The following is a 20,227-nucleotide window of genomic DNA, read 5'->3' as shown; positions in this document are numbered from 1 at the left end:
GATCCCGTCCGCGCCTCGATGCGTCAGCTTGGAGCTGAATTGCTATGCAACGTATCGCAGTAATGGGCGCCGCCGGGCGCATGGGCAAGATTCTGATCGAAGCCGTACAGCAGGCCGAGGGCGCCGAGCTCAAGGCCGCCATCGATCGTCCCGACAGCAGCCTGATCGGCGCTGACGCCGGTGAGCTGGCCGGTCTGGGCAAGATCGGCGTGAAACTGGTTGGCGATCTGGCGTCGGCGGTTGCCGATTTCGACGTGCTGATCGACTTCACCCACCCCTCGGTAACCCTGAAGAACCTGGAAGTCTGCCGTCAGGCCGGCAAGGCCATGGTCATCGGTACCACCGGTTTCTCTCCTGAGGAAAAACAACTGCTGAATGAGGCTGCCAAGCAGATTCCCATCGTCTTTGCCGCCAACTACAGCGTGGGCGTCAATCTGTGCCTGAAGCTGCTGGATACCGCCGCCCGTGTGCTGGGCGACGACGTGGATATCGAAATCATCGAAGCCCATCACCGGCACAAGGTCGATGCGCCGTCCGGCACTGCGCTGCGCATGGGCGAAGTGGTGGCCGATGCGCTGGGGCGCGATCTGCACAAGGTTGCCGTGTACGGCCGTGAAGGCCAGACCGGCGCGCGTGAGCGTGAAACCATCGGCTTCGCCACCGTGCGCGCCGGCGATGTGGTGGGCGATCACACCGTACTGTTCGCCGCTGACGGCGAGCGTGTGGAAATCACGCACAAGGCCTCCAGCCGCATGACCTTCGCCAAGGGTGCGGTGCGTTCGGCGCTGTGGCTACGGGGGCGTGATGCCGCTCTGTACGACATGCAGGACGTGTTGGGCCTGAGGTAGGACTATATGGGTGCGGGAGATTGATCTCCCGCTCGTGCATGGATGTTGTGGGGTAGGTTACTGATGACGCCTTTGAAGCTGGATGATGTCGCCCGCTACGTCGAGTTGAATATCGGTTCTTTTCATGAGAAGCGTATTGCCAGTCTGGGGCGCCTGAAACTCAAGGATGTCCTGAAGCGCAAGAATCCCTATATGTATAGGGCCAAGTATGTACTGACTGCTGAACAGATCATTCGCGGTATCGTGGATGCGCATATCTCCTCCAATGAGGAGACTCTTTTCGGTGACTGGATCGAAGGGCTAGCCATTTTTATCAATGGCCAGGTCTATGGTGGCTGGAAGTCCGGGATCACCGGTGTTGACCTCGAGTTCGACCGGGACGGAAGGCGCTATATCGTGGCTATCAAGTCTGGTCCGAACTGGGGTAATAGCTCCCAGATCGGTCAGATGAAGACCAATTTTCTGACAGCGCAGCGCACCTTGCGAACGGGGAACTCGGGGTTGCAGGTGGTGGCCGTCAATGGCTGCTGTTATGGTCGCGACAACAACCCGGACAAAGGCAGCTACTACAAGTACTGCGGCCAACGTTTCTGGTCGTTTATCTCGGGTGACGATCAGCTTTATGTTGAGCTGATCGAGCCGCTGGGCTTCAAGGCGCGCGAGCGCAATGACGAGTTCGCCGAAAACTACGGGCAGATGATCAACAAATTTACCCGTGAATTTACCCTTGAATTTTGCGACGAGCAGGGTGCCATCGACTGGACGCGCCTGCTGCGTTTCAATTCAGAGGCCTGAGGTTTCAGCCAATTGCCAGTTCGAGCTGGGTCTTGCGCCGTTGTTGCTCGAACGCCTTGCGCCATTCGTCATGGCAGGTGGCCTGGTAGCGCGAGAAGCGGAAACTGCGTGGCGCTTCCTGCGCCTTGCCTGCAAGCAGGTCTCGTAGCAGTTTTCCGACGGCATGGCCCAGACTGATCGGTACGGCATTGCCGACCTGCTTGTATTGTTGAATGAGTGGGCCAGCCAGTTGCCAGTCATCTGGAAACTCCTGGATTCGTTTGTATTCCTCGATCGACAGCGGGCGATCCGCTTCCGGATGCGCCAGATCCGTTGCCGGCATGGCGGGGTGCGTCACCAGTGTCGGTGATGGCTTGTCCCAGGCAAGGCGGCGCAAAAAGCCGGTCTTGCCGCCTCCTGAGAAGAAGGATTTGCCTAGCGCTTCGCGCTGCAGATCCGGGGCAAGATCACGCCAGTTCTGTCCAGCTTTGAGCAGGCGGTAGAAGCGCAAGCGCTTTTCCGGGAAGCTAAGGTGGTGATGGTTGTTGAGCCCTTCAAGTGCTTGGCGTACGGTGCGCCAGGTTGGTAACCCCAAGGCACCATCTTCGCTATGCGTTGGGGTGAGAAATGGCGCTGTTTTCCCGTCCCGTGAGCAGATGATTATGACGCGCTCACGAATTTGCGGGGTGCCGAAGTTGGCCGAGTTGTAAAGGTTGAACGAGCTGGCGTAGCCGGCGTTGCTCAATTTGCTCAGCACGAAGTTGAGTGCGCCGCCTTTCATCTCGTCTAGGGAAAGATCCGGGAAGTCCGGGCCACGTTGATCATGCGGACGGTGATCCATCGGGCAAGACAGCAGGCCGCGCACGTTCTCGATCACGATGTAGGGTGGCCTGATCTCCAGGGCCAGGTCGATAAACTTCAAGAAAGCATTGCCGCGCTCGTCATTAAACGCTTTGCGCTTTCCTGCGGTGCTGAACGCTTGGCAGGGAGGGCCACCGATAATGACGTCGATTTCTTCACGAGAAACGCCGGCAGCCTCGATCACCTGCTCGGCCGTGCAGGTATTGATGTCGCCTAACAGCGCCGTATTGGGGCGATTCAGGGCGATGGTCTGGCGGCAGTATTTGTCGAACTCGCAGGCCAGGCGGATATCGAAACCGGCCTTTTCCATGCCCAGATCAAGCCCCATGGCGCCGGAAAAGAAGCTCAGGGCGATGGGGGCGTTCTTGTCGCGCTTGGGCGCGTGATAGGCAGGATGATCCTCTGCAATCATGTGTGCTGTTTTCAATCCGTATTGGGTCACGCTTTGCGGGTCGATTATCCAGGTCTTGCCGACTCGCTCTGCGTCAAGCAGTTGGGTTCTGCAGAGCGTTCGGGTGCGCTGCGGGCTTATCTGAAGCTGGCGCGCCGCTTCTTCGATGCTGAGCTTGGTACTCATGTGGGGTTTCTCATACGAAACCTGCAGGAGGTACCAATGGTTTCCCGGCATCTTGTAGCTGTCAACCCTGAGCTGGGAAAACCATGGTGGGAGTGAAAGCCTTTTTGGTCTTTGCGCCTTTCGATTTCGAGGGTTTTCCTGTAGGCTTCCTGTTTTAGTGTGTCCACTAAAAGTTACGCAGAATGGCTCAAATAAAAAAGCGGGATGACCTTCACACGTCATCCCGCTTTTTTACAACCTGCGTTTGCTTCAAGCCTTGATCGAGACGGAGGTCTTCTTGACTAAGCCAGCCCCCAAACCTGCCATTTTGGCCCTTGCTGACGGCAGCATTTTTCGCGGCGATTCCATCGGGGCCGATGGCCAGACGATCGGAGAGGTGGTGTTCAACACCGCCATGACCGGCTATCAGGAAATCCTTACCGATCCATCCTATGCCCAGCAGATCGTTACCCTGACTTACCCGCACATCGGCAACACCGGCACCACGCCGGAAGATGCCGAGTCCAACCGCGTCTGGGCCGCTGGCCTGATCATTCGCGACCTGCCGCTGATTTCCAGCAACTGGCGCGACAAGCAACCGCTCGATGAGTACCTGAAGGAAAATGGCACCGTCGCCATCGCCGGTATCGACACGCGTCGCCTGACCCGCATCCTGCGTGAGAAAGGCTCGCAGAACGGCTGCATTCTGGTCGGTGACGATGCCACCGAAGAAAAGGCCCTGGAACTGGCGCGCAGCTTCCCCGGCCTCAAGGGCATGGATCTGGCCAAGGAAGTCACCTGCGACAAGCCATACGAATGGCGCTCCAGCGTGTGGAATCTGGAAAACGACAGCCACCCGGAAGTCGCTGCTGCCGAGCTGCCGTACCACGTGGTTGCCTATGACTACGGCGTCAAGCTGAACATCCTGCGCATGCTGGTTGCTCGTGGCTGCCGCCTGACCGTGGTACCGGCACAGACTCCGGCCAGTGACGTGCTGGCGCTGAATCCCGATGGTGTGTTCCTCTCCAACGGTCCGGGCGATCCTGAGCCGTGCGACTACGCGATCAAGGCGATCAAGGAAATTCTCGAGACTGATATTCCGGTGTTCGGCATCTGCCTCGGCCACCAACTGCTGGCCCTGGCCTCCGGCGCCAAGACCCTGAAGATGGGCCACGGCCACCACGGCGCCAACCACCCGGTACAGGATCTCGACACGGGCGTGGTGATGATCACCAGCCAGAACCACGGTTTTGCCGTGGACGAGAGCAGCCTGCCGAGCAATGTGCGGCCGATCCACAAGTCGCTGTTCGACGGCACCCTGCAGGGCATCGAGCGTACCGACAAGGACGCTTTCAGCTTCCAGGGTCACCCCGAGGCCAGCCCCGGCCCGCACGATGTGGCTCCATTGTTCGACCGCTTCATCGAAGCCATGGCCAAGCGCCGCTAAGCCTGCCGACTGACCCAAGGATTCGAGAGTAAGAAAATGCCAAAACGTACAGACATCAAAAGCATCCTGATCCTCGGTGCCGGCCCCATCGTCATCGGCCAGGCCTGTGAGTTCGACTACTCCGGCGCCCAGGCGTGCAAGGCGCTGAAGGAAGAAGGTTTCCGCGTCATTCTGGTGAACTCCAACCCGGCCACCATCATGACCGACCCGTCGATGGCCGACGCCACCTACATCGAGCCGATCAAGTGGGCCACCGTGGCCAAGATCATCGAGAAGGAGCGCCCGGACGCCCTGCTGCCGACCATGGGCGGCCAGACCGCGCTGAACTGCGCGCTGGATCTGGAGCGTCATGGCGTGCTGGAGAAGTTCGGCGTCGAGATGATCGGTGCCAACGCCGACACCATCGACAAGGCTGAAGACCGCTCGCGCTTCGACAAGGCGATGAAGGACATCGGCCTGGCCTGCCCGCGTTCGGGCATTGCCCACAGCATGGAAGAAGCCTACGGCGTGTTGGAGATGGTGGGTTTCCCCTGCATCATCCGCCCGAGCTTCACCATGGGTGGCACCGGCGGCGGCATCGCCTACAACCGTGAAGAGTTCGAGGAAATCTGCGCCCGTGGTCTGGATCTATCGCCGACCAACGAGCTGCTGATCGACGAATCGTTGATCGGCTGGAAGGAATACGAGATGGAGGTGGTCCGCGACAAGAAGGACAACTGCATCATCGTCTGCTCCATCGAGAACTTCGACCCGATGGGCGTGCACACCGGCGACTCGATCACCGTCGCGCCGGCGCAGACCCTGACCGACAAGGAATACCAGATCCTGCGCAACGCCTCGCTGGCGGTGCTGCGTGAGATCGGCGTGGAAACCGGCGGCTCCAACGTGCAGTTCGGCATCTGCCCGAACACCGGCCGTATGGTCGTGATCGAGATGAACCCGCGTGTGTCGCGTTCCTCGGCACTGGCCTCCAAGGCCACCGGCTTCCCGATCGCCAAGATCGCTGCCAAGCTGGCTGTCGGTTACACCCTGGACGAGCTGTCCAACGACATCACCGGCGGTCGTACCCCGGCGTCGTTCGAACCGGCCATCGACTACGTGGTGACCAAGGTTCCGCGCTTCGCCTTCGAGAAATTCCCCAAGGCCGACGCCCGCCTGACCACTCAGATGAAATCCGTCGGTGAAGTCATGGCCATCGGCCGTACCTTCCAGGAATCCATGCAGAAAGCCCTGCGCGGCCTGGAAGTCGGCGTTGCCGGCTTCGATCCGAAGCTCGATCTGAATGACCCGGAAGCCGAGAGCACCCTGCGCCGCGAGCTGACCGTGCCCAGTGCCGACCGCATCTGGTACGTGGCCGATGCCTTCCGTGCCGGCAAGACCGTGGCCGAAGTGTTCGAGCTGACCCGTATCGACGAGTGGTTCCTGGTGCAGATCGAAGATCTGATCAAGGACGAAGCCACCGTACAGACTCTCGGTCTGTCGGCTATCGACTACGACCTGATGTTCAAACTCAAGCGCAAGGGCTTCTCCGATGCGCGTCTGGCCAAGCTGCTGGGCGTTTCCGAGAAGAGTCTGCGCGCGCACCGCCACAAGCTGAAAGTGCTGCCGGTGTACAAGCGCGTCGATACCTGTGCCGCCGAATTCGCCACCGACACCGCCTACATGTACTCGACCTATGAGGAAGAGTGCGAGGCCAACCCGAGTGGTCGCGACAAGATCATGATCCTCGGTGGCGGCCCCAACCGTATCGGCCAGGGCATCGAGTTCGACTACTGCTGCGTACACGCGGCGCTGGCCATGCGTGAAGACGGTTACGAGACCATCATGGTCAACTGCAACCCGGAAACCGTTTCCACCGACTACGACACCTCCGACCGCCTGTACTTCGAACCGGTGACCCTGGAAGACGTCCTGGAAATCGTCCGCGTCGAACAGCCGAAAGGCGTCATCGTCCAGTATGGCGGCCAGACGCCGCTGAAGATCTGCCGCGCCCTGGAGGAAGCGGGCGTACCGATCATCGGCACCAGCCCTGAGGCCATCGACCGCGCCGAAGACCGCGAGCGCTTCCAGCAGATGGTGCAGCGCCTGAACCTGCGTCAGCCGGCCAACGCCACTGCGCGCAGCGAAGATGAAGCCCTGGCTCTGTCGAAGAACATCGGCTACCCGATGGTGGTGCGTCCGTCCTACGTACTGGGCGGCCGCGCGATGGAAATCGTCTATCAGGAAGAAGAGCTCAAGCGCTACATGCGCGAAGCGGTGAAAGTGTCCAACGACAGCCCGGTGCTGCTCGATCGCTTCCTCAACTGCGCCATCGAGGTGGACGTGGATGCGGTGTGTGACGGCGAGACTGTGGTGATCGGCGCGATCATGCAGCACATCGAACAGGCTGGCGTGCACTCCGGTGACTCCGCCTGCTCGCTGCCGCCGTACTCGCTGCCGATGCACATCCAGGACGAGATCCGCGAACAGGTCAAGAAAATGGCCCTGGAACTCGGCGTCGTCGGCCTGATGAACGTGCAGATGGCGGTGCAGGGCGAGGACATCTACGTCATCGAAGTGAATCCGCGCGCTTCGCGTACCGTGCCGTTCGTCTCCAAATGCGTTGGCGAGTCGCTGGCCAAGGTCGCTGCGCGCGTCATGGCCGGCAAGAGCCTGGCCGAGGCCGGTTACAGCAAGGAAATCATCCCGCCGTTCTTCAGCGTCAAGGAAGCGGTGTTCCCCTTCGCCAAGTTCCCGGGTGTCGACCCGATCCTCGGCCCAGAGATGAAATCCACCGGTGAGGTAATGGGCGTCGGTGATACCTTCGGCGAAGCCTTCGCCAAGGCGCAGCTGGGCGCCAGCGAGATCCTGCCGAACTCCGGTTGTGCGTTCATCAGCGTACGTGAAGACGACAAGGCCGAGGCCGTTCAGGTCGCCCGTGACCTGGTAGCGCTGGGCTTCGAGGTGGTCGCCACTGCCGGCACCGCCAAGGTGATCGAGGCTGCCGGTCTGCCGGTACGCCGTGTGAACAAGGTGACCGAAGGTCGTCCGCACGTGGTCGACATGATCAAGAACGACGAAGTCACCCTGATCATCAATACCACCGAGGGGCGTCAGTCCATCGCTGACTCCTACTCGATCCGTCGTAACGCTCTGCAGCACAAGATCTACTGCACCACCACCATCGCGGCGGGGCAGGCGGTCTGTGAGGCGCTCAAGTTCGGTCCCGAGAAGACCGTGCGCCGGCTGCAGGATCTGCATGCAGGAATCAAGGCATGAACAAGTACCCCATGACCGTCCAGGGCGCTCGTGCCCTGGAAGAAGAGCTGGCGCACCTGACCAAGGTGCGTCGTCCCGCACTGAGCCAGGCGATTGCCGAGGCGCGTGAACTGGGCGATCTCAAGGAAAACGCCGAATACCACGCCGCGCGTGAAGAGCAGGGCATGGTCGAGGCGCGTGTGCGTGATATCGAGGGTCGTCTGCAGAACGCGGTGATCATCGATGTCACCACCATCGAACACACCGGCAAGGTGATCTTCGGTACCACGGTGGAAATCGCCAACGTCGAGACTGACGAAAGCGTGACCTACCAGATCGTTGGCGAAGACGAAGCCGACATCAAGCAGGGTAAGATCTCTGTCGGTTCACCTATCGCTCGTGCCCTGATCGGCAAGAATGAGGGTGATGTGGTGGCAGTGCAGACCCCCAGTGGCCTGATCGAGTACGAGATTGTCGAAGTCCGCCACATCTAAGCCACAGCAGCCGTCGCGGGCCGCTGCCGTTAGCTGGCAGCTGGCCCAGACTCTCTGGGTCGGTGGTTTGTGGTTGCTGCAGTTCGTCATTTTGCCGGCCATCGGCCAGATTGGCCTGGCGCCTCTGCTGGTAGAGGAAATTGCTACGCGTCTGGTGCCGTTGCTGGTTGGCATGACAGCCGTATGCATTGCGCTGCAGGCCTTTGCCCTGTTGCGCAGTGACGGTTTATCGAGTCTTTGGCGGGATATGCGCGGACAGTTGTTGTTGACCGTTGCGGTCATGGCTCTGAGCTATTTTGCCGTGCTGCGTTACTGGCCCGATGCTGAGCGCCTGCTGCGTTTCAGCTATCTGGTGATGGCCTTTTGCGGGCTGTTACTGGTGCTGCAGCCCGTTCCGGGTAAATTGCGCGGCGCCTGACGTCTGACAGGCGCTGCACGCAGCCGTCAGCCCTGGTAACGAATCACGTTGGACAGGTTGCGATTGGGCTTGGGGGTCTTGCGATAGAGCAGGGCGACCTTGCCAATCGACTGAACCAGTTCGGCACGTCCACTTGCGCACAGGGCAGCGATGGCGGCCTGGCGATCCTCGCGTTCGGTGAGGCGCAGTTGTACCTTGATCAGCTCGTGATCGTTCAGGGCGCGATCCAGTTCGGCCAGTACGCCCTCGGTCAAACCATTGTCCGCCACGATCAATACAGGTTTCAGGTGGTGGCCGATAGATTTGAATTGTTTCTTCTGCTCTTGAGTGAGCGGCATAATCGTCAGTACCTAATTCGGTCAGGAAAACGGCGCTTATCTTACCCGAGCCCGCGCAGTTATTCATGACCCGTTGAATCCGAGGTTTCAGTGGCACGTTCCAAGACCAGCCAGCGTTGGCTGAAAGAACATTTCGACGATCCTTACGTGAAGATGGCGCAGAAGGATGGCTATCGTTCGCGCGCCAGCTACAAGTTGCTGGAAATCCAGGAGAAGGATCGCATCCTGCGTCCCGGCATGACCGTGGTCGACCTTGGTGCCGCGCCGGGTGGCTGGTCGCAGGTCACCAGCCGGGTGATCGGCGACAAGGGCCGTCTGATCGCGTCCGACATCTTGGAAATGGACAGCATCCCCGACGTTACCTTCATTCAGGGCGATTTTACCGACGATGCGGTGTTCGCGCGGATTCTCGAGGCTATCGGTGAAAATCCGGTCGACCTTGTTATTTCCGATATGGCCCCCAATATGAGTGGGGTAAGGACTGCCGACCAGGCGCGCGCGATGTACCTGTGCGAACTGGCGCTGGATCTGGCTGGGCGGGTTTTGCGCCCGGGTGGCGATTTCCTGATCAAGATTTTCCAGGGCGAAGGTTTCGATGCGTATCACAAGCAGGTGCGCGAGACCTTCGACAAGGTGCAGATGCGCAAGCCGCTGTCGTCGCGCGATCGCTCGCGCGAGCAGTACCTGCTGGCGCGTGGTTTTCGGGGTGCATGACACGAAACTGAGGCCTGCTCTGCCGGTCTCAGTGTGGGAAACCTCATAAAGGGTTACAGACAGTGCCTGCGGGATGCAGGCGTTTGGTGTAAGTTAGGTCGGTATATCACTGGTCGTCATGGGAAGCCTGCTTCGCCAAGAGGCCTGCTTCAGAGGGTAGCTAATTGAACGACATGGCAAAGAATCTGATTCTGTGGCTGATCATCGCGGCGGTGCTGGTCACCGTGATGAACAACTTTTCCAGCCCGAGCGAGCCGCAGACCCTGAGCTACTCGCAATTCATCGAGCAGGTGAAGGAAGGGCGTGTCGAGCGCGTGACCGTCGACGGTTACGTGATCACCGGCAAGCGTACCGACGGCGAGGGCTTCAAAACCATCCGTCCGGCGATCCAGGACGGCGGTCTGATCGGTGATCTGATCGACAACAACGTGGTGATCGAAGGTAAGCAGCCTGAGCAACAGAGCATCTGGACTCAGCTGTTGGTAGCCAGTTTCCCTATTCTGGTGATCATCGCCGTATTCATGTTCTTCATGCGCCAGATGCAGGGCGGTGCCGGTGGCAAGGGCGGGCCGATGAGCTTCGGCAAGTCCAAGGCGCGTTTGCTCTCCGAAGATCAGGTCAAGACCACCTTCGCTGACGTCGCCGGCTGCGATGAGGCCAAGGAAGAGGTCAGCGAGTTGGTCGAATTCCTGCGTGATCCGGGCAAGTTCCAGCGCCTGGGTGGCCGCATCCCGCGTGGCGTGCTGATGGTCGGCTCGCCAGGTACCGGTAAAACCTTGCTTGCCAAGGCCGTTGCCGGTGAAGCGAAAGTACCGTTCTTCACTATTTCCGGTTCCGACTTCGTCGAAATGTTCGTCGGCGTGGGTGCGTCCCGCGTGCGTGACATGTTCGACCAGGCCAAGAAGCATGCGCCGTGCATCATCTTCATCGACGAGATCGACGCCGTTGGTCGCCATCGTGGCGCCGGCATGGGCGGTGGTCACGACGAGCGCGAGCAGACCCTCAACCAGTTGCTGGTGGAGATGGACGGCTTCGAAATGAATGACGGCATCATCGTCATTGCCGCCACCAACCGCCCCGACGTTCTGGATCCGGCGCTGCTGCGTCCCGGCCGTTTCGACCGCCAGGTGGTCGTTGGTCTGCCGGACATTCGTGGTCGCGAGCAGATTCTGAAAGTGCACATGCGCAAGGTGCCGATGGGCGATGACGTCAATCCGGCGGTCATTGCGCGTGGTACGCCGGGCTTCTCCGGTGCCGACCTGGCCAACCTGGTCAACGAGGCTTCGCTGTTCGCAGCACGTGCCGGCAAGCGCCTGGTGGAAATGAAGGAATTCGAGCTGGCCAAGGACAAGATCATGATGGGCGCCGAGCGCAAGACCATGGTCATGTCCGATAAGGAGAAGCTCAACACCGCTTACCACGAGGCGGGCCACGCCATCGTCGGTCGCCTGGTGCCCGAGCACGATCCGGTCTACAAGGTGTCCATCATTCCGCGTGGTCGTGCTCTGGGCGTGACCATGTTCCTGCCGGAAGAGGATCGTTACAGCCTGAGCAAACGTGCACTGATCAGTCAGATCTGCTCGCTGTTCGGTGGCCGTATCGCCGAGGAAATGACCCTGGGCTTCGACGGCGTCACCACGGGTGCATCCAACGACATCATGCGCGCCACCCAGTTGGCCAAGAACATGGTGACCAAGTGGGGCTTGTCCGAGAAGCTGGGCCCGCTGATGTATGCCGAAGAAGAAGGTGAAGTATTCCTCGGTCGCAGCATGGGCAGCCAGAACAGCAATGTCTCCGGCGAAACCGCCAAGCAGATCGATGAAGAAGTGCGCCGCATCATCGATGAATGCTACGCCACGGCCAAGAAGCTGCTGGTGGAGAATCGCGACAAGCTGGACGCCATGGCTGAAGCGCTGATGAAGTATGAAACCATCGACGCCGATCAGATCGATGACATCATGAATGGTCGTCAGCTCCGTGAACCGCGTGGCTGGGATGGTGGCGGTGATTCCGGCGCGCCGCAGGCCAAGGCCGACGAGTCTGATCGTCCGGAAACGCCCATTGGTGGGCCGGCTGCCGAGCACTAAGGTTTCTATGTCCCAGCAGCAACACCCAAGCCGGCTGCCCTGTGGCAGCCGGCTTCTTGATTTGTCCCGTCCGCAGGTGATGGGCATCCTCAATGTCACGCCTGATTCCTTTTCCGATGGTGGTCGCTTCGTCGCGCGCGATGCAGCGCTGCGTCATGCCGAGCAGATGGTTGCTGCTGGTGCGACGCTGATCGATGTAGGGGGCGAGTCGACTCGCCCAGGCGCCCGTGCCGTTTCGCCGACCGAGGAGCTGGAGCGGGTCGTGCCCGTGGTCGAGGTCATTGCGCGTAATCTGGACGTGATCATCTCCGTGGATACCTCGACTCCGGCCGTCATGCGCGAAAGTGCGCGAGTGGGCGCGGGGCTGATCAATGACGTGCGCTCGTTGCAGCGCGATGGCGCTCTTGATGCGGCCGCTGATACCGGTCTGCCTGTGTGTCTGATGCACATGCGCGGTGAGCCGGGCAACATGCAGGACAATCCGCAGTACCCGGACATCGTCAGCGAGGTGCGTGATTTTCTTGTCGAGCGCATGGCAGCGTGCGCGACAGCCGGTATTCCCGCCGAGCGGATCGTGCTCGATCCAGGCTTTGGCTTCGCCAAGACCCTGGAGCACAATCTGGCCTTGTTCAGGCGCATGCATGAGCTTTCAGCCCTTGGGCGTCCCTTGTTGGTGGGTGTTTCGCGCAAAAGCATGATCGGCAAGGTGCTCGGTCATGAGGTTGGCGAGCGTCTCTACGGGAGCCTGGGATTGGCGGCACTGGCCCTGACCAAGGGCGCACATATTCTGCGTGTGCACGACGTTGCTGAAACGGTCGATGTGGTGCGCATGATCGCTGCGGTCGAGGCAGCGCAATAACAAGGAAAGCGTTATGGCTAGAAAGTACTTCGGCACCGACGGTATTCGGGGTCGCGTCGGGCAGTACCCCATCACCCCGGATTTTATGCTCAAGCTCGGCTGGGCTGCCGGCATGGCGTTTCGCAAGCAGGGCAAGTGCCGCATCCTGATCGGTAAGGACACGCGCATTTCCGGCTACATGTTCGAGTCTGCCCTTGAGGCGGGTCTGGCTGCAGCGGGCGCTGACGTACAGTTGCTCGGGCCGATGCCAACGCCGGCCATTGCGTATCTGACGCGGACTTTTCAGGCTGATGCCGGCATCGTCATCAGCGCTTCGCACAATCCGCACGACGACAACGGCATCAAGTTCTTTTCGAGCGAGGGCACCAAGCTGCCTGATGATGTGGAACTGATGATCGAGGAGCTGCTCGACCAGCCGATGACCGTGGTGGAGTCTGCTGCCATTGGCAAGGCATCGCGCATCAACGATGCGTCCGGCCGCTATATCGAATTCTGCAAGGGCAGCGTACCTACGGGTACCAACTTCAAGCACCTGAAAATCGTCGTCGACTGCGCCCATGGCGCCGCCTACAAGGTTGCTCCCAGCGTATTTCGCGAGCTGGGGGCTGAAGTCAAGGTCATGGCGGCGCAGCCGGACGGCCTCAATATCAACCATGAGTGCGGTTCGACGCATATCGCCGGGCTGCAGGCCGAGGTTCTCGCGCAGGGTGCTGACCTTGGCATTGCCTTCGATGGTGATGCCGACCGCGTATTGATGGTCGATCACACGGGGACTGTGGTCGATGGTGATGAGCTGCTGTTCATCATCGCCCGTGATTTGCAGGAGCGCGGGCGCCTGCATGGCGGCGTGGTCGGTACCTTGATGAGTAACCTGGGGCTGGAGTTGGCGCTGGCCGAGTTGAACATCCCCTTTGTGCGGGCCAAGGTTGGTGATCGTTATGTGATCGCCGAGCTGATGGCCCGCAACTGGTTGCTCGGTGGGGAAAATTCCGGGCATCTGGTGTGCTTCCAGCACACCACCACGGGGGATGCCATCATTGCTGCGCTGCAGGTGCTGGTGGCGCTCAAGCGTCGTGATCAATCGCTGGCCGAGGCGCGCATGGGCGTCAAGAAGTGCCCGCAGGTGCTGATCAATGTGCGCTTTTCCGGTGAGCTCGATCCGCTTGAGCATCCTTCGGTGAAAGAGGCCTGTGCGCGTGTTACCGAGCGTATGGCTGGGCGTGGTCGCGTGTTGCTGCGCAAGTCCGGTACCGAGCCTCTTCTGCGCGTGATGGTCGAAGGTGATGACGAAGCTGCCGTGCGCAGCTATGCCGATGAATTGGCTAAGATTGTTGCGGAAGTCTGTGCATGATTGCGCTTGCTACGCGCATGGCTCTTGGGTAACATCTGCGCCCTCTTTGATCGACGAGGTAAGGCATGCGTCGCCCCTTGGTTGCAGGTAACTGGAAAATGCACGGTACCCGCGCCAGCGTCACAGAGCTGATCGAAGGGCTGAGTCAGCAGGTGTTGCCTGCTGACATTGATGTCGCGGTTTTCCCCTCGAGCTTGCATATCGCCCAGGCTGTTCAAGGCTTGAGTGGTAAGGCGGTGAAGGTTGGGGCGCAAGATTGCGCGGCGCAAGTGGAGCAGGGCGCCTTGACCGGTGAGTTGGCGACGAGTCAGTTGGTCGATGTGGGTTGCGAGTTTGTGCTGGTCGGTCACTCCGAGCGTCGTCTGATTCTGGGCGAAAGTGATGAAGCGGTCGTTCGCAAGTTTGCAGCCGTGCAGGCAGCTGGATTGATTCCAGTGCTTTGCCTCGGTGAAACACGCGAGCAGCGTGAGGCGAATACGACGCTGGATGTGGTGGGTGGCCAGTTGGCCGCAGTGATCGATGCTCTGGGTGTCGAGTCGCTGAGCGGTGCGGTGGTTGCCTATGAGCCTGTCTGGGCTATTGGTACCGGACTGACCGCCACGCCTGAGCAGGCTCAGGAAGTGCACGCCGCGATCCGTGCGCAGGCTGCGCACTTCGATGCTGGTGTCGCGGCTGGTTTGAGAATTCTTTATGGCGGCAGTGTAAAGGCCGCCAGTGCAGCCGAGTTGTTCGGCATGCAGGATATCGATGGGGGGCTTGTGGGTGGAGCCTCTCTGAATGCGGATGAATTCGGTGCGATCTGTCGCGCTGCAGGAAACTGAAGAATGCTGGAAACAGTCATTGTTGTTCTGCACCTGCTGGGTGCGATCGGGATTGTGGTGCTGGTGCTGTTGCAGCAGGGTAAAGGCGCTGACGCAGGTGCGTCGTTCGGTTCGGGTGCTTCGGCAACTGTATTCGGAAGCCAAGGTTCCTCTACCTTTCTGAGTAAGTTTACTGGTATACTTGCCGCAGCTTTTTTCATTACCAGCTTGGGTTTAGCGTACTTTGCTAAAGAGAAAGCTGATGCGCTGACACAGGTTGGTCTTCCAGATCCAGCGGTTCTGGAAGTTCAACAAAATCCGGTCGTCGAAGACGTGCCGGTGCTCGAAGAGCAAGCTCCTGCATCCGATGCTTCGGATGTGCCGGAGGCTCCAGGGCAGTAACCGTTTTGCCGAGGTGGTGAAATTGGTATACACGCTACCTTGAGGTGGTAGTGGCCATAGGCTGTAGGGGTTCGAGTCCCCTCCTCGGTACCATACTCAAGAAAGCCCGCTGTTCGCGGGCTTTCTTGTTGCTGGAGTGTTGGGTTGACCCTTGTCAGTGGGTAGCCGTATAATTCCGGCCCAGCTTTGACGCGGGGTGGAGCAGCTTGGTAGCTCGTCGGGCTCATAACCCGAAGGTCGTTGGTTCAAATCCAGCCCCCGCAACCAGTTTCAGAGGCCCCTTTTCAGGGGCTTTTTGTTAGCTGAAACACAGTGTCTGCTGATTCATGGCGGACTGACGGGATGGGCGTTTCGCCCATTTTTTATTTGCACAGCATGCACGAGGGCCGTTAAGTGTCGAGCAAGCTAGAACAGTTGCAGGCCTTGTTGGCCCCGGTAATCGAAGCGCTCGGTTATCAATGCTGGGGCATCGAGTTCCTGTCGCAGGGGCGTCATTCGCTGCTGCGTGTCTATATCGATAAAGCCGACGGCATCCTGATCGATGATTGTGAAATCGTCAGTCGTCAGCTCAGTGGTGTGCTCGATGTCGAGGATCCGATTACCTCGGAGTACACGCTGGAAGTTTCTTCTCCTGGCATGGATCGTCCGTTGTTCACGCTTGAACAGTTTGCGGCGCATGCTGGTGAGCAGGTGAAGATCAAGCTGCGTTCGCCTTTCGATGGGCGTCGCAACTTCCAGGGCCTCCTTCGCGGTGTGGAGGAGCAGGACGTGGTAGTGCAGGTGGATGACCACGAGTATCTGTTGCCGATCGACCTGATCGACAAGGCCAATATCATCCCCCGATTTGATTGAGAGGCGCATTCTGTGGCGCTGCTGCACAGCCGAGTATCGGCGCAGCATGAGTGGCACAGGTGACGCAAAGGTAGCGCGGCAGCGCACGTATCCTACGCCCATGGTGTGAACGTGATGCCGACTGCGCAGAACCAATGGATTGCGAAAGGCGAGGCGTACGATGAGCAAAGAAGTACTGCTGGTTGTTGAGTCGGTATCCAATGAAAAGGGTGTACCGGCTGGCGTGATTTTCGAGGCGCTGGAGCTTGCTCTGGCGACTGCCACCAAGAAACGTTTCGAGGACGAGGTCGACCTGCGTGTGGCGATCAATCGTCAGAACGGTAGCTACGAGACCTTCCGTCGCTGGACCGTGGTCGACGAGTCCGAGTTCGAAGATCCGGCCTACCAGCTGACCGACGACATGCCGCAGGCCGTCGAAGCCAATGCCAAGATCGGTGATGTGCTCGAAGAGAAAGTCGAGTCCATCGAGTTCGGTCGCATCGCCGCGCAAACCGCCAAGCAGGTCATCGTGCAGAAAGTGCGTGAAGCCGAGCGTGCACAGGTGGTCGACGCCTACCGCGAGCGCCTGGGTGAGATCATCTCCGGCACCGTGAAGAAGGTCACCCGCGACAACGTCATCGTCGACCTGGGCAACAACGCAGAAGCCTTGCTGGCCCGCGAAGACATCATCCCGCGCGAGACCTTCCGCGTTGGCGTGCGTCTGCGTGCCCTGCTCAAGGAAATTCGTACCGAGAACCGCGGCCCGCAACTGATTCTGTCGCGTACCGCGCCGGAAATGCTGATCGAGTTGTTCCGCATCGAAGTACCGGAAATTGCCGAAGGGCTGATCGACGTCAAGGCCGCCTCCCGTGATCCGGGGTCGCGCGCCAAGATCGCCGTGCGCTCCAAGGACAAGCGTATCGACCCGCAGGGTGCCTGCATCGGTATGCGTGGTTCGCGTGTCCAGGCCGTGTCCGGCGAGCTGGGTGGCGAGCGCGTCGATATCGTGCTGTGGGACGACAACCCCGCACAGTTCGTCATCAACGCCATGTCGCCGGCTGAAGTGGCGGCGATCATCGTTGACGAAGATGCCCATGCCATGGACATCGCCGTGGGCGAAGACAACCTGGCTCAGGCCATCGGTCGTGGTGGTCAGAACGTGCGTCTGGCCAGTCAGTTGACCGGCTGGACGCTGAACGTGATGACCGAAGCGGACATCCAGGCCAAGCAGCAAGCGGAAACCGGCGACATCATGCAGTCCTTCATCGACGAGCTGGAAGTCGACGAAGAACTGGCTCAAGTCCTGGTCGAAGAGGGTTTCACCAGTCTCGAAGAGATTGCCTACGTACCCATGGAAGAAATGCTCAGTATCGATGGCTTCGACGAGGAGATCGTCAATGAGCTGCGTGCACGGGCTAAGGATCGTCTGCTGACCAAGGCGATCGCCAACGAGGAAAAGTTGGCCGATGCCCATCCGGCAGATGATTTGCTGGAACTGGAAGGCATGGACAAGGCGCTGGCTCTGGAGCTTGCGCTGCGCGGCGTGATTACCCGTGAAGACCTGGCCGAGCAGTCGATTGACGACCTGCTCGACATCGACGGCATCGACGAAGAACGTGCCGGCAAGCTGATCATGGCCGCTCGAGCCCACTGGTTCGAATAAGCGGTTGCGGCCTGAGGAGAAAGATGCATGACGCAAGTCACGGTAAAAGAACTGGCCAAAGTGGTCGACACCCCGGTTGAGCGCCTGCTGCAGCAGATGCGTGAAGCCGGCCTGTCCCATGAAAGTGCCGAACAGGTAGTGACCGATAGTGAGAAGCAGGCCTTGCTGGCCCATCTCAAGAGCAGTCACGGCGACAAGGTCGAAGAGCCGCGCAAGATTACCTTGCAGCGCAAGACCACCAGCACCCTGCGTGTTGCTGGCAGCAAGACCATCAGCGTGGAAGTGCGCAAGAAGAAGACCTTCGTCAAGCGCAGCCCGGAAGAGCTCGAAGCCGAAAAGCAGCGTGAGCTGGAAGCTCAGCAGGCCGCTGCCGAAGCCGAGCGTCTGAAAGCCGAGGAAGAAGCCAAGCGCAAGGCCGAAGAAGAAGCCAAGCGTCAGGCCGCCACGGCGACCAGCCCAGCGTCCGCACCTGCTGCTGCGCCGGCTCCGGTCAGCGAGCCGGTTGTTGCCGCTCCGGTCGTCGACGCCGAGCGCAAGAAAGAGGAAGTGCGTCGTCCCGAGAAGGCGCGCAGTGACGAAGACGAGCGCCGTGAGCGCAAGCACGCACAACACCGCCCGACCCTCAAGGAAAAGGCGCCGGCGCCGCGTGTCGCGCCGCGTAGTGTTGACGAAGAGAGCGACGGCTTCCGTCGTGGTGGTCGTGGCAAGGCCAAGATGAAGAAGCGCAACCAGCACGGCTTCCAGAGCCCGACTGGTCCGATCGTGCGTGACGTATCGATTGGCGAGACCATCACCGTTTCCGATCTGGCCCAGCAAATGGCCATCAAGGGTGCGGAGATCGTCAAGTTCATGTTCAAGATGGGCACCCCGGTGACCATCAACCAGGTGCTGGATCAGGAAACCGCTCAACTGGTCGCCGAAGAGTTCGGTCACAAGGTCAAGCTGGTCAGCGACAACGCCCTGGAAGAACAACTGGCCGAATCCCTGAAGTTCGAGGGTGAAACCTTCCATCGTGCACCGGTCGTGACCGTGATGGGCCACGTTGACCATGGTAAGACTTCGCTGCTCGACTATATCCGTCGTGCCAAGGTGGCTTCCGGTGAAGCCGGTGGTATCACCCAGCATATCGGTGCCTACCACGTCGAAACCGAGCGCGGCATGGTCACCTTCCTCGACACTCCCGGTCACGCTGCGTTCACCCAGATGCGTGCCCGTGGTGCCAAGGCCACCGATATCGTCATTCTGGTCGTCGCCGCTGACGACGGCGTGATGCCGCAGACCCAGGAAGCCGTTCAGCATGCGAAAGCAGCTGGCGTGCCGATCGTGGTCGCGGTGAACAAGATCGACAAGCCCGATGCCAATCCGGACAACATCAAGAACGGCCTGGCCGCGCTTGACGTGATCCCGGAAGAGTGGGGCGGCGATGCACCTTACGTGCATGTCTCGGCGAAGATGGGTACCGGTATCGACGAGTTGCTCGAGGCCGTGCTGCTGCAGGCTGAAGTGCTCGAGCTGAAAGCCACGCCGTCGGCCCCGGGTCGTGGTGTGGTGGTCGAATCGCGTCTGGACAAGGGCCGTGGCCCGGTGGCTACCGTGCTGGTTCAGGATGGTACCCTGCGTCAGGGCGACATGGTGCTGGTCGGCGTCAACTATGGCCGCGTGCGTGCCATGCTCGACGAGAACGGCAAGTCGATCAAGGAAGCCGGTCCGTCGATTCCGGTCGAGATTCTCGGCCTGGACGGCACGCCGGATGCCGGTGACGAGATGATGGTGGTGGCCGACGAGAAGAAGGCCCGCGAAGTTGCGCTGTTCCGCCAGGGCAAGTTCCGCGAGGTCAAGCTCGCCCGTGCTCACGCCGGCAAGCTGGAAAACATCTTCGAGAACATGGGCCAGGAAGAGAAGAAGACCCTCAACATCGTCCTCAAGGCCGACGTTCGCGGTTCTCTGGAAGCCCTGCAAGGCTCGCTCAGCACCCTGGGCAACGACGAAGTGCAAGTGCGAGTGGTCGGTGGCGGCGTCGGTGGTATCACCGAGTCCGATGCCAACCTGGCGCTGGCTTCCAATGCCGTGCTGTTCGGTTTCAACGTCCGTGCTGACGCTGGTGCGCGCAAGATCGTCGAGTCCGAAGGCCTCGACATGCGCTACTACAACGTCATCTACGACATCATCGAAGACGTCAAGAAGGCGCTTACCGGTATGCTCGGCAGCGATGTTCGCGAGAACATCCTGGGCACCGCCGAAGTGCGTGACGTATTCCGTTCGCCGAAGTTTGGCGCGGTTGCCGGCTGCATGGTCATCGAAGGCACTGTCTTCCGTAACCGTCCGATCCGCGTACTGCGCGAGGACGTGGTGATCTTCGAGGGCGAGCTGGAATCGCTGCGTCGCTTCAAGGACGACGTCGCCGAAGTGCGCAACGGCATGGAGTGCGGTATTGGCGTGAAGAGCTACAACGACGTCAAGGTCGGCGACAAGATCGAAGTGTTCGAGAAAGTCCAGGTGGCTCGCAGCCTGTAATCGCGAGTCGCAACACGCAACGCCCGGCCCCGC

General features: G+C 60.1%; 17 protein-coding genes and 2 tRNA genes. 17 read left to right on the top strand and 2 right to left on the bottom strand.

What is annotated here, in order from left to right; genetic code table 11:
• The first annotated feature begins 44 nt into the window (after positions 1–44).
• Entirely contained in the window at positions 45–848 is an 804-nt protein-coding gene (gene dapB / locus J7655_RS16725; RefSeq protein ID WP_230925395.1) for a 4-hydroxy-tetrahydrodipicolinate reductase, read from the top strand.
• A gap of 63 nt (positions 849–911) precedes the next feature.
• Entirely contained in the window at positions 912–1,643 is a 732-nt protein-coding gene (locus tag J7655_RS16720; RefSeq protein ID WP_230925394.1) for a PmeII family type II restriction endonuclease, read from the top strand.
• Positions 1,644–1,647: 4 nt separating this feature from the next.
• Here the strand turns inward: J7655_RS16720 and J7655_RS16715 are convergent, their stop codons facing one another.
• Positions 1,648–3,060 carry a DNA cytosine methyltransferase gene (locus tag J7655_RS16715; protein ID WP_230925393.1) on the bottom strand — a complete coding sequence of 471 codons (1,413 nt, stop codon included), beginning with the start codon at positions 3,058–3,060 and terminating at the stop codon, positions 1,648–1,650.
• A gap of 277 nt (positions 3,061–3,337) precedes the next feature.
• Here J7655_RS16715 and carA point away from each other — a divergent pair, with 277 nt between their 5' ends.
• The 4 genes from carA to J7655_RS16695 are packed head-to-tail and all read left to right on the top strand — an operon-like array spanning position 3,338 to position 8,635.
• Complete coding sequence (gene carA / locus J7655_RS16710) at positions 3,338–4,486, top strand: glutamine-hydrolyzing carbamoyl-phosphate synthase small subunit (RefSeq protein ID WP_108235179.1); 1,149 nt, start codon at positions 3,338–3,340, stop codon at positions 4,484–4,486.
• 36 nt (positions 4,487–4,522) lie between these two features.
• Entirely contained in the window at positions 4,523–7,744 is a 3,222-nt protein-coding gene (gene carB, locus J7655_RS16705; RefSeq protein ID WP_230925392.1) for a carbamoyl-phosphate synthase large subunit, read from the top strand.
• A complete protein-coding gene (greA, locus tag J7655_RS16700) occupies positions 7,741–8,217 on the top strand; it encodes a transcription elongation factor GreA (protein ID WP_230925391.1) in 477 nt (158 codons plus the stop codon). The genes carB and greA overlap by 4 nt, the downstream gene beginning before the upstream one ends.
• Positions 8,195–8,635, top strand: coding sequence for a DUF4149 domain-containing protein (locus J7655_RS16695; protein WP_230925390.1), 441 nt, complete (start codon positions 8,195–8,197; stop codon positions 8,633–8,635). Before greA ends, J7655_RS16695 begins: the two co-directional genes overlap by 23 nt.
• A 26-nt stretch (positions 8,636–8,661) precedes the next feature.
• On the opposite strand, the gene yhbY is transcribed toward J7655_RS16695, so the two are convergent.
• The gene (yhbY, locus tag J7655_RS16690) at positions 8,662–8,973 is read right to left on the bottom strand and encodes a ribosome assembly RNA-binding protein YhbY (RefSeq protein WP_230925389.1); all 312 of its coding nucleotides are present in this window, start codon (positions 8,971–8,973) and stop codon (positions 8,662–8,664) included.
• Between the two features lie 90 nt (positions 8,974–9,063).
• Between yhbY and rlmE the strand changes: the two genes are divergently transcribed.
• The 11 genes from rlmE (at position 9,064) to infB (ending at position 20,194) form a co-directional block, all read left to right on the top strand.
• Positions 9,064–9,687, top strand: a complete 624-nt coding sequence (gene rlmE / locus J7655_RS16685) for a 23S rRNA (uridine(2552)-2'-O)-methyltransferase RlmE (protein ID WP_230925388.1) — start codon at positions 9,064–9,066, stop codon at positions 9,685–9,687.
• Positions 9,688–9,860: 173 nt separating this feature from the next.
• Positions 9,861–11,774 carry an ATP-dependent zinc metalloprotease FtsH gene (gene ftsH, locus J7655_RS16680; protein ID WP_230925387.1) on the top strand — a complete coding sequence of 638 codons (1,914 nt, stop codon included), beginning with the start codon at positions 9,861–9,863 and terminating at the stop codon, positions 11,772–11,774.
• Between the two features lie 7 nt (positions 11,775–11,781).
• Positions 11,782–12,633: a dihydropteroate synthase gene (gene folP, locus J7655_RS16675; protein WP_230925386.1), complete on the top strand. Its 852-nt coding sequence runs from the start codon at positions 11,782–11,784 to the stop codon at positions 12,631–12,633.
• Positions 12,634–12,646: 13 nt separating this feature from the next.
• Positions 12,647–13,984 (top strand): phosphoglucosamine mutase, encoded by a 1,338-nt coding sequence (gene glmM, locus J7655_RS16670; RefSeq protein ID WP_230925385.1) that lies wholly within the window; start codon positions 12,647–12,649, stop codon positions 13,982–13,984.
• Positions 13,985–14,049: 65 nt separating this feature from the next.
• A complete protein-coding gene (gene tpiA / locus J7655_RS16665) occupies positions 14,050–14,805 on the top strand; it encodes a triose-phosphate isomerase (RefSeq protein WP_230925384.1) in 756 nt (251 codons plus the stop codon).
• A gap of 3 nt (positions 14,806–14,808) precedes the next feature.
• Positions 14,809–15,186, top strand: coding sequence for a preprotein translocase subunit SecG (secG, locus tag J7655_RS16660; protein WP_230925383.1), 378 nt, complete (start codon positions 14,809–14,811; stop codon positions 15,184–15,186).
• Positions 15,187–15,193: 7 nt separating this feature from the next.
• Positions 15,194–15,279 (top strand) — tRNA-Leu (locus J7655_RS16655).
• Positions 15,280–15,376: 97 nt separating this feature from the next.
• Positions 15,377–15,453 (top strand) — tRNA-Met (locus tag J7655_RS16650).
• Between the two features lie 126 nt (positions 15,454–15,579).
• On the top strand, positions 15,580–16,038 hold the full coding sequence (gene rimP, locus J7655_RS16645; RefSeq protein WP_075749482.1) for a ribosome maturation factor RimP: 459 nt from the start codon (positions 15,580–15,582) through the stop codon (positions 16,036–16,038).
• 160 nt (positions 16,039–16,198) lie between these two features.
• Entirely contained in the window at positions 16,199–17,680 is a 1,482-nt protein-coding gene (gene nusA, locus J7655_RS16640; protein ID WP_230925382.1) for a transcription termination factor NusA, read from the top strand.
• Between the two features lie 27 nt (positions 17,681–17,707).
• Positions 17,708–20,194: a translation initiation factor IF-2 gene (gene infB, locus J7655_RS16635; protein ID WP_230925381.1), complete on the top strand. Its 2,487-nt coding sequence runs from the start codon at positions 17,708–17,710 to the stop codon at positions 20,192–20,194.
• Positions 20,195–20,227 lie beyond the last annotated feature (33 nt).

The organism is Pseudomonas wenzhouensis, assembly GCF_021029445.1.
GTDB classification, from domain to species: domain Bacteria; phylum Pseudomonadota; class Gammaproteobacteria; order Pseudomonadales; family Pseudomonadaceae; genus Aquipseudomonas; species Aquipseudomonas wenzhouensis.
This window is presented reverse-complemented; position numbering and strand designations above follow the sequence as displayed.